Origin of the sequence: Undibacterium sp. Ji22W, assembly GCF_049340305.1 — a bacterium.
Lineage (GTDB): Bacteria > Pseudomonadota > Gammaproteobacteria > Burkholderiales > Burkholderiaceae_D > Undibacterium.
The window spans coordinates 919576-933392 of sequence record NZ_JBMPOU010000003.1 but is presented as its reverse complement, the minus strand read 5'-3'; the positions used below and the strand labels follow the sequence as shown (position 1 = coordinate 933392).

9 protein-coding genes are annotated in these 13817 nt (G+C 48.8%); 5 read left to right on the top strand and 4 right to left on the bottom strand.

The window, feature by feature from the left end; genetic code table 11:
* Position 1: 1 nt before the first annotated feature.
* Together ACO0KW_RS16570 and ACO0KW_RS16565 are read right to left on the bottom strand one after the other, a co-directional pair.
* Entirely contained in the window at positions 2-2395 is a 2394-nt protein-coding gene (locus ACO0KW_RS16570) for a bifunctional salicylyl-CoA 5-hydroxylase/oxidoreductase (protein ID WP_423054429.1), read from the bottom strand.
* Positions 2396-2539: 144 nt separating this feature from the next.
* A complete protein-coding gene (locus ACO0KW_RS16565; RefSeq protein WP_423054428.1) occupies positions 2540-4180 on the bottom strand; it encodes an AMP-binding protein in 1641 nt (546 codons plus the stop codon).
* A 787-nt stretch (positions 4181-4967) separates the two neighbouring features.
* Between ACO0KW_RS16565 and ACO0KW_RS16560 the strand changes: the two genes are divergently transcribed.
* Complete coding sequence (locus ACO0KW_RS16560) at positions 4968-5324, top strand: PadR family transcriptional regulator (RefSeq protein ID WP_423054427.1); 357 nt, start codon at positions 4968-4970, stop codon at positions 5322-5324.
* 1 nt (position 5325) lies between these two features.
* Positions 5326-6273 carry a hypothetical protein gene (locus ACO0KW_RS16555; RefSeq protein WP_423054426.1) on the top strand — a complete coding sequence of 316 codons (948 nt, stop codon included), beginning with the start codon at positions 5326-5328 and terminating at the stop codon, positions 6271-6273.
* Positions 6274-6591: 318 nt separating this feature from the next.
* Here the strand turns inward: ACO0KW_RS16555 and ilvD are convergent, their stop codons facing one another.
* Positions 6592-8466 (bottom strand): dihydroxy-acid dehydratase, encoded by a 1875-nt coding sequence (gene ilvD, locus ACO0KW_RS16550; protein ID WP_423054425.1) that lies wholly within the window; start codon positions 8464-8466, stop codon positions 6592-6594.
* 253 nt (positions 8467-8719) lie between these two features.
* Between ilvD and ACO0KW_RS16545 the strand changes: the two genes are divergently transcribed.
* Genes ACO0KW_RS16545 through ACO0KW_RS16535 form a run of 3 tightly spaced genes read left to right on the top strand, consistent with a single transcriptional unit; the run spans position 8720 to position 10984 of the window.
* Positions 8720-9658: a DMT family transporter gene (locus tag ACO0KW_RS16545; protein ID WP_423054423.1), complete on the top strand. Its 939-nt coding sequence runs from the start codon at positions 8720-8722 to the stop codon at positions 9656-9658.
* 28 nt (positions 9659-9686) lie between these two features.
* Positions 9687-10094: an OsmC family protein gene (locus ACO0KW_RS16540; RefSeq protein ID WP_423054421.1), complete on the top strand. Its 408-nt coding sequence runs from the start codon at positions 9687-9689 to the stop codon at positions 10092-10094.
* Entirely contained in the window at positions 10091-10984 is an 894-nt protein-coding gene (locus ACO0KW_RS16535; protein WP_423054419.1) for a pirin family protein, read from the top strand. Before ACO0KW_RS16540 ends, ACO0KW_RS16535 begins: the two co-directional genes overlap by 4 nt.
* A 218-nt stretch (positions 10985-11202) precedes the next feature.
* Here ACO0KW_RS16535 and ACO0KW_RS16530 read toward each other — a convergent pair whose 3' ends face one another.
* On the bottom strand, positions 11203-13704 hold the full coding sequence (locus tag ACO0KW_RS16530; protein ID WP_423054418.1) for a DEAD/DEAH box helicase: 2502 nt from the start codon (positions 13702-13704) through the stop codon (positions 11203-11205).
* Positions 13705-13817 lie beyond the last annotated feature (113 nt).

The window sequence follows — 13817 nt, the reverse complement described above, 5'->3', positions numbered from 1 at the left end:
ATTAGCCCTCTAATAATTTTGCGGCGATTTCTTGCGGGCTCATCCCGCGACTCGCTGCTGCGACTTGACGTTCACGATCTAGATTGCGTTCCAATTGCAACTTACCTGCGACGTATTGTTGTGGCCAACTGATGTCTGTGTATCCTAACTTGGCCGCTTCGTGCAAAGTCCAAGCGGGATCAGCCAAATGCGGTCTTGCGATAGCGCATAAATCAGCACGGCCAGCGGCAATGATGCTGTTCACATGATCAGCTTCAAAAATCGCACCGACTGCAATGGTAGCAATCTGCGCCTCATTGCGGATTCGATCTGAGAACGGCGTTTGGAACATACGTCCATACACCGGCTTTTCTTGTTTGCTGACCTGTCCCGATGAGCAATCGATCATATCTGCACCCGCTTGTTTAAACAGTCTAGCAATCGCCACGGCATCGTCAGGCGTGATACCGCCTGCTACCCAATCATGCGCTGAGATACGCACCGACATCGGCTTATGCCCTGGCCAAACGGCACGCATTGCTGCAAATACTTCCAAAGGATAACGACAACGATTTTCCAAGCTGCCACCGTATTCGTCAGTGCGCTGATTGGTCAATGGAGAAATAAAGCTCGATAAGAAATAGCCGTGTGCGCAATGTAATTCCAACCAGTCAAAACCAGCCTGATCAGCCGCAATAGTCGATGCGACGAATTCATTCAAGACTTGCATCATTTGCGCTTTGGTCGCTGCTTTAGCAACCTGTGAAACGCCGGGCAAATATTGCTGTTCAGAGGCCGAAATCAAAGGCCAATTATCTGAATCCAACGGTTGATCAATACCATCCCAAGCACGTTTGGTGGAACCTTTGGCACCCGCATGACCAAGCTGCACCGCGATCTTGGCATCGCTGTTGGCGTGTACGAAGTCAACGATACGTTTCCATGCTTGCGTATGCGCTGGTGCATATAGGCCGGGACAAGCCGGTGTAATTCTGCCCTCTGCCGTGACGCAAGTCATTTCCGCGAATACCAAACCCGCACCACCCATGGCACGGCTACCGAGATGCACTAAATGAAAATCACCAGCCACACCATCGATGGCAGAATACTGTGCCATAGGCGACACCACGATGCGATTTTTCAGGACCACGTCGCGCACTTTGAAAGGTGTGAACATGGGCGGAATAGTCTGTTTGGTTTTGGGCATAGCTATACCAGCTTTAGCGAAGGCTTGCTCCGCGATCCAACTTTCAAAACTCCGTACATAACTCGCATCACGCAGCCGCAAATTTTCATGTGATAAGCGCTGGCTGCGCGTCAGCATAGAGTACGCAAATTGGGGAGCTTGCATTGCCGTGTATCGATCCACATTTTCAAACCATTCCATGGAATTGCGTGCTGCACTTTGTATCTTCAGCACTTCAATCGCTCGCACTTCTTGATACGCATCCATCACGGATTGCATACCAGACGCACCATGTTGCGCGAAGCAATTGGCGAGTTCGATCGCGTCTTCAAGCGCTAGTTTGGTCCCTGAGCCTATGGAAAAATGTGCGGTATGCGCCGCATCACCCATCAAGACCACAGGTACGGTTTTGCCATTAATCTGATTCTGATGCACCCACTGCTGACAAATAATGCGCGGGAATTTGATCCAACTCGCAGAACCACGCAAATGGCTGGCGTTGCTCATCAAGGCATTACCATCCAAATACTTGGCGAATAATTTTTCACAAAATGCGATCGCTTGGGCCTGATCCATTTGATCAAGGCCAGCCTTCAACCACACCTCTTCTGGGGTCTCGACGATAAAGGTCGCGGTATCGCCATCGTATTGATATGCATGTGCCTGAAACCAACCATGTTCTGTCTCTTCAAATGCGAAAGTAAAGGCGGAGAAAAGTTTCTTAGTACCCAGCCAGACAAAACGGCATTTGCGCGTATCGATATCGGGTTGGTAAGTGGTTTCATAACGCGTGCGAATTCGACTATTTAAACCATCACTGGCGATCACCAAATCGGCGTCATAGGTCTGCGCTAAAACCTGATCATCCTGCACATCGGTTTCAAACACCAATTCCACGCCGAGTTGCTCGCAGCGTTCTTGCAAGATATTCAGCAAGCGTTTACGACCGATACCGCAAAAACCATGTCCACCCGAAGTGACGACCTGGCCTTTAAAGTGCACGTCAATATCATCCCAATGATTAAAGGCTTGCAAGATAGTCTTAGCCGTGACTTCATCGGCCTTCACCAGATTACCCAAGGTTTGATCGGAAAATACCACGCCCCAACCGAAGGTATCGTAAGGACGATTCCGTTCGACCACCACAATACGATGTGCCGGATTTTGCTTTTTCATCAGCAGCGAAAAATACAGGCCTGCGGGGCCACCGCCTATGCAAAGTATGTTCATGTTTTTATCGATTCTTCTTTCGTGCAAACTTGGTTTCAACTTAGATCTCGTAGGGCGGGTGAAACCCGCGCTGCTCAGATGTTCGGTGTGTTGCCGGCGCGGGTTTCACCCGCCCTACAACCCAATCGATCTCATTCACTAAAATTAGCTGGTCAGCTTTAACTTAAACCGCTGCACTTTGCCAGTCTCCGTACGAGGCAAAGCGTCTTTGAATTCTATACAGCGCGGATATTTATAAGGTGCGACATTTGCTTTGACGAATTGCTGGATATCGCTGACCAAAGCTTGGCTCGCCAAAGGATCACGCACCTTCGATGCATCGCGCAAGACCACAAAGGCTTTGACGATCTGACCGCGTTCTTCGTCGGGTAAGCCGACCACCGCGCATTCAGCGACGTCCGGATGTTTAAGAATGATTTCTTCCACCTCGGGACCTGCCACGTTATAGCCAGCGGTGATAATCATGTCGTCTGTGCGGGCGCGATAATGGAAATAGCCTTCGACATCCATTTCGTAAGCGTCACCAGTCAGATTCCAGCCATTCAAGATATAGTTTTTTTGCCTGTCGTCAGCCAGATAGCGGCAACCGGTCGGACCTTTTACGGCCAGCCTGCCTGTCACTCCAACAGGCGCAGGATTACCGTTCTCGTCAAGAACACAAGCTTGATAACCCGGAACAGCTTTACCCGTCGCTCCTGAACGCGCTTGCTCACCCGCTGCCGAAATAAAGATATGCAACATCTCCGTCGCACCGATGCCATCGATCATGATTAGGCCCGTCGCAACTTGCCAAGCCTCGCGCGTCGCTGCTGGCAAAGTTTCACCAGCAGAGACCGTCTTTTGCAGCGACTTCAGTGAAAAATTGGGCACCATAGGTAACATCTGACGGTAGAAAGTCGGCGCTGTGAAACAGACTGTCGCTTGATATTCATCGATCGCTTTGAGTAAGCTTTCTGGCGTGAGTTTTTCCAACAGCACGGCAGTCGCGCCGATACGCAATGGAAAAAGCAAAAGTCCACCTAAGCCAAAAGTAAATGCCAAAGGCGGCGTACCAATAAAGGTATCGCTCGCTTGTGACTGCAGAATCGAACGCGGGAAGCAATCACAAATCGCCAACACATCACGATGAAAATGCATGGTGCCTTTCGGCTTACCTGTCGTGCCAGACGTAAAGCTGATCAGACAAACATCCTCAGCGTGTGTATCGACAGCGGTGAAAGTACTTGATTTGGACGCCATCAATTGTTCGACTGAATCCGCCACATCGGTATTAAAGGTCTTAAATTGCTGCAACACCGGACTCAATTTCTGCGCTGCCTCCAGTTCTTCTTGCAGAGCAGCAGAACACAGTGCTGCAGAAATTTGCGCCTTATCGATAATCACACTCAACTCTTTGGCGCGCAACAAAGGCATGGTCGGCACTGCGACGCAACCAACTTTCCATACCGCCAGAATGCAAGCTGCCATCATGGGATTATTCGCACCGCGCAATAACACACGATTGCCTGGCACTAGGTGCATCTCATCGACCAAGACCTGCGCTATCTGATTCACTTTCGTGCATAACTCATCGTAAGTCCATGTAATGCTGGCACTACGTATCGCCACTTTGTCGGCAAACCCTTGAGTCGCGATTTCTTCTAAAAAAGCTGTCGCACAATTGAGGCGTTCGGCGTACTGTAGTTCAGGCAAATCAAACAGCAACTCTGGCCATTGTTCAGGCGGCGGTAAATGTTCAAAGGTGAAAGTATCGACATGCGCAGACTGCGGAAAACAAATAGACATCAAGAAGTCTCCATACGGTAATTGAGTAATGTTTTCGATTGTTGATCGTTTTTTGTTCGAATTTTATTAAACTGCGCATCACAACAAAGAAATACTTTAAACCTAAACTATTTAAAGGTAAAGTAAATAAGGTGGGTTTATATTGCATGTACCCAAAACTACGTGATGACAACAAGATCGTTGCATATTGACAAGAAAGACTCAAGATCAAAGGTCTTAAGCAAAGAGTCCAGGCAGGAGACTGACAGCACTACCAACAGAGTCGACAGCGTTAGTTACGATCCTGCGAATAGGCTTGCAAACCGTAGGTCTTTCGTCAAAATGATGTCAATACAAGACGGGAACAAAGTGCGAATGGAGCAACATCAATTGAGTCAATGTCAGACTTAAGAAGATGTATTGCGCGATTATCTTCTTTGTTAGAGGGCAAGGAAATCAGCTGACGCGGTCATAGCAAGCATCAAATTTTTCTATATCTTCCGTCATGTAGACCTAAGTACTGAGCGACAAAGCTAACTTTACTTACACCTCCCCCATCGCCGCCGTTGTTAAAGCCGGAATTGCGAGCAAACCCTTAAGCAAGTCGTATCCTAATTTGGGAGTAGTTCCTTTCGCTATGCAATCAGGAATGACTGCTTTAGCGCTCTTTTCAAATACAAAATAATTTCTTCGCTGCGGTTGGACTTCAGGGAGCCATTTTGCATTCTCAATATCAAACGCCTTCTTGACGACCACAAATAATGCAAAAAAAAACGCAACACAAAAAAACTATTTGACATACTGTGTCATGCACAGTACAGTGCGCCACATGGTCACTACAGATACTTTCGGAAAATTAGAACTCGAGCTGCGGCGCGGCGTGGTGGTACTTGCCACGCTTTCGCAATTGCGCAAACCGCGCTACGGGTATGAGCTGCGTCAAGCCTTGGCCGAACAAGGTATGGCAATCGAGGAAGGCACTTTATATCCTCTGCTGCGCAGATTAGAAACACAGGGCCTACTGCAAAGTGAGTGGAAGATAGAAGACGGCCCGCCACGGCGCTACTACTCACTCAATGCGGATGGCAAGAAATTATTGAAGAGACTGACAGAGTCATGGCAAGGCATGAACGATGTCATGGGACGACTTTTACAGGAGGACTAATATGAACGCCAATGATGTCATCACATCGTATGTCAATGAAGTCGCATTGCAATTGCCACGCAAGCAGCGCAACGACGTGGCATTTGAATTGCGTGCTTTATTACTGGAAGAGTGTCAGGCAAAAGCAGAAGAAACGGGTCGCCAACTTGACGTTGGATTAGCAGTTGATTTTTTACAAGGTTTCGGGCATCCGAACGAAGTCGCTGCACGTTATCAACCCGCTGTTAACATTATCGATCCGGCAGATGGCGGCAAATTCCTACGCTTCACCATGATCGGCTTGGTACTAATCTGGAGTTTAGGATTGTTAGCTAATTTTAGCCAGCCTATCCATTCCGGAACAGACTTCATTCGCGCACTCAGTTCATGGTGGGGGAAAACAGTCATTCCATCATTTTGGTGGCCTGGTGTTTTGGTGGTCGGCTTTGGCATGGCATCGTGGGCGCGTCAACGTTCCCCCATCAAATCCACATGGCAACCGCGCGCGCAAGACGCGATTACAGGGGGGCGAGTTGCGGTTGCATTAGGATTAACTGCCATGCTGTGCGGTATCTATTTGCTGATAAATCCGACGTGGATCTTAGATGTTATCTGGAGTGGCAAAGCGGCACCGGCTGCCTATACAGCTTTAACTTACACCGAGTCTTTTTTACAGCGTCAGGCACCTTTCCTATTTACACTGGTGGTACTGAACATACCGTTCTTCTTTGCCGTCATGATTCAAGGTCGCTGGTCGCCTTTACTGCGACGTCTTGAAACCGGATTAAGCCTGCTCACTTGTGCAGTGATGACTTGGGCAATCGTCGATGGTGCCATCATGATGTCTCCTGTCAGCGATTCCACCGCAAAGTTTTTCATGGGATTGATTGTGGCGTCTTCGCTGTTGGTTATGGTAGCGGAATTAGTGCGGCAGGTGAAGCCGAGGCCAAATCAAGGTCTACAAGCTTAGTTGGAATTTCTTTCGCCGATGTTTGGGCATCGATAACTTAACAAGTCGACATGGAGATGAAATCCCCTCTCCCGCTAGCGGGAGAGGGTTAGGGTGAGGGTAGTTCAGAAACTGCACTGCCATTTCATACGACGAAGTGTTGAATAGATGGCGTTGTTTAGATTTCCAAATATCAGCAATCCAATCTGAACGCCCGTCAAAGCATGCTTTGACTCCCCGACCCTTCTCCCGCTTACGGGAGAAGGGAGTACGTGCGCAAGTTATTTTGCTATTGCACTTGTGCAGATACCTAGGATGTTAGGTAGCAGCATCCCTTGATTATCGACGCAATTGTGTAATATCTCTCACAGCTCCACGATCCGCCGATGTGGCCAATGCTGCATAAGCTTGCAAAGCTTGCGAGACATAACGATCACGATTCACAGGTTGCCATGCCAAGGAACCTTTCTCTTCCATCACTGCACGACGTGCTGCCAATATCTCATCGCTAATATCCAAACGTATGCTGCGATTTGGAATGTCGATCAAGATTTGATCACCCTCTTCAACCAAACCAATTGCACCACCTTCGGCTGCTTCAGGTGAAGCATGACCAATCACCAAACCAGATGAACCGCCAGAGAAACGGCCGTCAGTGAACAGAGCACAAGCCTTGCCTAAACCCTTGGATTTGATATACGAAGTTGGATATAACATCTCTTGCATACCCGGGCCGCCTTTCGGACCTTCGTAGCGAATAATCACGACATCGCCTTCATGCACGGTATCACCCAAAATCGCAGCGACCGCATCATCTTGGCTTTCAAAGACACGCGCTTTACCGCTGAACGTCAAGATACTTTCATCGACGCCTGCAGTCTTTACGATACAACCTTTTTCCGCCAGATTACCGTACAACACCGCAAGACCACCGTCTTTGGAATAGGCATGTTCGTAATCGCGGATACAACCTTCGGCGCGATCTACGTCCAAGCTATCGAATCGTTTATCTTGCGAGAATGCGGTCTGCGTTGGTACGCCGCCCGGCGCTGCCATAAACATTTTTCTGACTGCTGCATCATCACTGACCGCGATATCGTTATGCGCGATCGCTTCGGCAAAACTCGCTGCATGAATCGTTGGGCGAGTGGTATCGAATAAATTTGCACGCGACAGTTCGCCTAAGATCGCCATGATGCCACCAGCTCTATGCACGTCTTCGATATGATATTTATCGGTCATCGGTGCGACCTTGCACAAGCATGGGACTTTGCGCGAAATGCGATCAATATCCGCCATTTTGAAATCGACGCCGGCTTCATGCGCGGCAGCCAATAAATGCAAAACGGTATTGGTAGAACCGCCCATCGACACATCCAGCGCCATGGCGTTTTCAAAAGTCGCTTTGTTCGCAATCGAGCGTGGCAAGATCGTGTAATCGTCTTGTTCATAATGACGCTTCGCCAAATCCACGATCAAACGACCTGCGCGCAAGAACAATTCTTTACGATCAGCGTGTGTCGCTAAAATCGTTCCATTGCCTGGCAAAGCTAAACCTAAGGCTTCCATCAAACAGTTCATCGAGTTAGCTGTGAACATGCCAGAGCAAGAGCCACAAGTAGGACAGGCAGAACGCTCGATACGACCGATCTCTTCATCGCTGACCTTGCTATCACCGGCCTTAATCATGGCGTCGACCAGATCGATCTTCATGATTTTTTGCTCGCCCGTTTGTTTAGGATGCAAGGTCTCTAACACCTTACCGGCTTCCATCGGACCACCAGAGACGAACACCACAGGAATGTTTAAACGCATCGCCGCCATCAACATGCCCGGCGTAATTTTGTCGCAATTCGAAATACATACCATGGCATCGGCGCAATGCGCGTTGACCATATATTCGACCGAATCAGCAATCAATTCGCGTGATGGCAATGAGTACAACATACCGCCATGTCCCATCGCGATACCATCATCCACCGCGATGGTATTGAATTCTTTCGCCACACCGCCAGCCGCTTCAATCTCACGCGCCACCATTTGACCCAAGTCTTTCAAATGCACATGACCGGGAACAAATTGCGTAAAGGAATTAACCACCGCCACAATCGGTTTTTCAAAGTCACCATCTTTCATTCCAGTAGCACGCCACAGAGCGCGGGCACCCGCCATGTTGCGGCCATGAGTGGTGGTTCGGGAACGATATACAGGCATGGGGTCACCTCAATAAATAAAATAGACGGATAAAATCGAAACGTAAACATCAGAGTGACGCAATCGATTTAATATGTCAAATATTTAAAATAGTTATTATTAGGTCGATGAAGCTATAAATAGAACTCAATCACTATTCGTGGAATGAATCAACTTAATGCATACAAGTTAAAGACGCCAAGCAAAACCACCTGCCATCCACCATAATAGGAACCAATAGGTATTTAAGGCCCTCACAACATAACACACTCGAATGCGCTCAAAACTCTCATTGCATACCATCATCTTGCTCACGATCCCACCGATGTTATGGTCGGCGAACGCCATCGTCGGACGTTTGATCTATCACGACATCCCGCCAGTCACTTTGAATTTTCTGCGCTGGCTGTGCGCGTTTGCAATCTTGCTGCCTTTCGCCTATCCCATCTTTCGCGCTAACAGTAGCTTGTGGCGAGACGCGAAACAGTATGCCTACTTGGGGCTGCTGGGAATTGGTCTCTACAACGCCTTGCAATACGCTGCATTACAAAGCTCTGGCCCCATCAATGTCACCTTAGTCGCCTCCGGCATGCCAGTGTGGATGATGTTAGTCGGCCTCCTGTTTTTTGGTGCCAAAATTCGTTCGCAACAAATTGTCGGGGCTGCGCTTTCCATCATCGGTGTCTTATTCGTGTTAAGCCGAGGCAAACTCGAACACTTACTGGGTTTACACTTAGTCGCTGGCGATCTACTCATGATCGCTGCCACAATCGCTTGGTCGTTTTACAGCTGGTTACTCGCCGATCAAAATCGGTTTCAAGAATTGCGACCGCGCTGGACCTTTTTTCTGATGGCGCAGATTAGCTTCGGTTTACTCTGGTCGGGATTATTTACTGTAGGCGAATTAACTCTCATTCAATACCAGATTGTATGGTCATGGAAATTAATCGCTGCGATCATTTTTGTCGCTATTGGTCCGGCCTTGATCGCGTTTCGTTGTTGGGGTGCCGGGGTACAACAGGCAGGGCCAAATATTGCCGGTTTTTTTGTTAACCTCACACCGCTTTTCACAACCGTTCTATCTGCCGCCATCTTGGGAGAATTACCAGATTGGTACCACGGTGTCGCGTTTGCCTTGATCGTTGCAGGGATTATTATTTCATCTCAACAGCGTACGATCAGCACTGCACCGCGCGACGCAACATCAACATAAGCCCGTCCCACTTCAATAAAGGACCATCATGAAAATACGATTAGCAAGTCAAGAAAATACGCTGTTAGCGCAGACCCTGTATATGGATGAACATCAACTGACCACGGATGTACCTGTGTCTGACGGTGGAGAAAATCTAGGGCCCAGTCCTCACGATTTATACGACGCAGCACTCGCCTCTTGCAAAGCCTTGACCGTCATGTGGTTTGCCCGCAAAAAGAACATATCGGTTTTCCATATTGACACCCATATCACTCGAGATGACAGTCAAGAAAGACAAGGCATCTATAAATTGACGACCAGTCTCATCATTCATGGAGATTTCAGTGAAGAAGAATTTCATCAACTCAGCGCGGTGGCAGAAAAATGCCCAGTTCACAAATTAATGACCTCTGTAACCACAGAAATTTCCACGAAAGTCGAGCGTGCCGCATGAGCGATTCTCTAGTTTTTGATCCGTCCAAAGTACTCAAAGCCCATGCTAAAGATCTAGGCGGCGGGTTTGTCGTCAATCGTTTGCTACCCTCAGCGAAGCGGCAGGCGGTTGGCCCGTTTATTTTCTTCGATCATTTCGGCCCCGTGACTGTTAAACCGGAAGACAATCACGATGTCCGCCCCCATCCTCACATAGGCTTGGCGACATTAACGTATTTATTTGATGGCGTGATTCTGCATAGGGATAATCTCGGGTACACCCAACGCATAGAACCGGGGGCGATTAACTTGATGATCGCGGGAAATGGCATCGTCCACTCAGAACGTAAGCCCGAAGAACAGAAGCATAAAACCTACGTCAACCACGGCTTACAATTGTGGATCGCTGTACCGGAAGAAAAAGAAAAAATCCCCGCCTCATTCAGCCACACACCCGCATCCGCCATACCCGAAATCACGAATGGCAATGCGACGATACGTGTATTAGTTGGAAGCGCATTTGGTGCCAACTCGCCCGTACCAACTTTGTCGCCAACACTCTATCTCGACATTCAATTGCCACCAAATAGCCAATGGCAACTACCGATGCTGGCGGACGAGCAAGCGATTTATCCGATAGAGGGTGAAGTCTTAGTCGCGGGCGAAGCATTGGAATCGCATACGATGTTAGTCATCGATCAGGAACAAAGTATTAGCAGCGGTGAGTGTCCAACACGTTTCGTACTAGTTGGTGGTCAGGCTTTGGGACATCGATTTATGTGGTGGAATTTTGTTGCTAGTGACAAAGAAGATATCGAGGCTGCATCTCTGGCATGGGAGGCTGGTGATCGTGCTTTGGGAATGGGGCAAGTGCATGGCGAAACCGAGCGGATTCCTTTGCCTAAGCGTTAGTATTAAGTCGATGAAACTTTCTCCTGTCGCAAGCAGGCCACTTGATTCACACAAGTATGAAATAGGGTATTTCTAAAGACATTTGTCGTTTTAATCGTCATACAGAGCTTGATTCGGCATCCAGAATTCACTTTTAGGCTTCTCACACTGGATGCCGGATCAAGCCCGGCATGAGAGTAGGGAGTGTGTTCGCATCAGATAAAAAAACTAAGGACAATTTACAAGCCCAAAGGCAGCAACAGCGCCTGCAAATCATCAACATTAAACTTCGCCGAAAACGCCCCATCACTGCCCAGCACACCTTCGGCCAACGCTGCTTTACGCTCTTGCAAACCAAGTATGCGTTCTTCTATGCTGCCCTCAACTACCAGCTTATACACGAACACTTTCTTGTCCTGACCGATACGATGTGCGCGTGAGGTGGCTTGTTCTTCGACTGCGGGATTCCACCATGGGTCCATGTGGATCACCGTATCAGCCGCTGTCAAATTTAAACCAACGCCACCGGCTTTTAAGCTGATCAACATGATTGGCGGCGCATTGTCGTCGTCTTGATTTTGAAACCGTGCCACCACCGCACCACGTTGTGCTACCGGTGTTTTTCCGGTCAGGCTCAGAAACGGCAAAGCCAATTTTTCCAGCTGTACCGCCATCAAATCTAACATCTCGGTGAACTGAGAAAAGACCAAAATACGTCTGCCTTCGGCCACCAAGCTTGGCAACATTTCGCTGAACAAATCTAGTTTCGCACGCTCCATGTTCTCTGACATTTTCGCGCCTTTTAGTAGATGAGGATCACAACAAACTTGGCGTAGTTTTAAGAGCGCGTCGAGTATCGTAATCTGGCTGCCAGAAAATCCTTTGCGCTGTAATATTTTTCTGATTTGTTCATCTGCTGCGACACGTACGCTTTCATATAATTCACGCTGCTGCCCCTGCAATTGCAAGCGTTTAATTACCTCCGTTTTGGCGGGTAATTCACTCGCGACTTCATCTTTACGTCGCCTTAAGATAAAAGGTCGCACCCGCCGCGCTAATAATTGCGCACGCAGCGTTTCACCATTCACTTCGATAGGCTTACGCCAAAGTCTTGTAAAACTACGTATGTCGCCCAAAAAGCCTGGCATCAAAAAATCAAACTGTGTCCACAATTCACCTAAATTATTTTCCAAGGGTGTACCTGTAATGCATAGCCGATGCCGTGCACGCAAACGTCGCACCGCATCTGCTCCGCGACTGGAAGCGTTCTTCACGGTTTGTGCTTCATCCAAAATGAGAAGATGAAAAGTTTTTTGTTCTAGAACGGGCAAATCACGCCACAACAAAGGATAGGTCGTCAATACGATATCGACCTCAGCCATTTGGGAAAAATTCTCAGCACGTTGCGCACCCAGTAGTACCAACACGCGCAGGCTCGGTGTCATACGCTGTGCTTCTGCCTGCCAGTTAAACACCAGCGAAGTCGGTAGCACAATCAAAGCAGGATTATCCAAACGCCCAGCTTGCTTCTCGATCAAAATATGCGCCAGCGCCTGCGCCGTTTTACCCAAGCCCATATCGTCGGCCAAAATACCCGCAAGCTGATGTTCACGCAGATACTGCAGCCAAGCGACACCATGCAATTGATATGGCCGCAAAGTGATACCGAAACCAGCTGGCGCTGAAACTGGCTTAAGCGTCCCTACCATTTGTAATCGCTGCGCCAATTCACGCAAACCCACCTCACCACGCAATTGCCATCCACCATGTTCCCCAGCACGTACAGCCTGACTATCGAGCAAAGATTGACGCAAGGCTTCAAGTCGATAGCCATCCCAAGACGACAAATGCAAAGGTCCAGCGATTTTATCGTGCAAGCGCTGCGCATCCGTCAACAACTCCAACATGTGCGTGACAATCGCTTTCAAAGGCGCAGCCAAGGCATCAATGCGCTTACCACCCGGCGCACGTAATTGTATGACCGCCAGATCATCAATCGCCGCCACTTGCTGCGCGTTTAGCCAACGAGCATCACGTCGCAATAGATTCGCCAACATAGGCACAAGATCAAGGATCTCACCTTCAATTTCCACACCCAGACTCAATAACCACGAACCTTCACGCGCGGGCAACCCCAAAGGCACAATCATCGGCGCATAGCCACACATAGGCGTGGCAACTTCTTTACCTAGCACTTCACCGCTGACAGGATCAATTAGCAAATGCCATGCATCGACCGTCACGCTCTCATGCGCGAAGCCCGGACGCACCACCACGCGCCATCCGAGTGCCTGTAAACGCGGCAGTTCCTCCGCCCAAAAATCAGCAAAAAAATCTTCCTGCGGCAAACTCCATAAGGGTCCAAACTGCAACGCGACATCCTCACCGCGCCACTGCAAACAATTCGCAGGCACGGGTTGTAAATTCACATCCCAAACCTTGTCCAAGGCATCCGCTTCGGCGCCCAAGTCGCGAACCAAAACCACTGGCTCTCCAAGTGCGTCTTCGATTAAATGTGTAGGATGTGGTCGGCGATTTAAGAGTGTTATGGGTGCAGGAGTTGCCCAACTCACACCGGTTTCTGTGGTGTAAATCCAGTCAATCTGCACAACAGTGACACTGCCTCCACGCGGGCCGAATGTACCGGTGGGTTTCATACCCAAAAAACCATCGCCTCGGTGCAGAGTCTGCAAAGTAATGCGGGGTTGGAAGCTAGCTGCTTGAGTAGAAATTCGAGGCATTAGAAAAAGTTTTTTATGCCAGCAAAAAAAGGCAAACAAGGTAAGTTATTCAACAACTTGAGCGGATACAATTTCAGTAAAGCTTCAAAAAAAAAGCAGCGGAAAACCGCTGC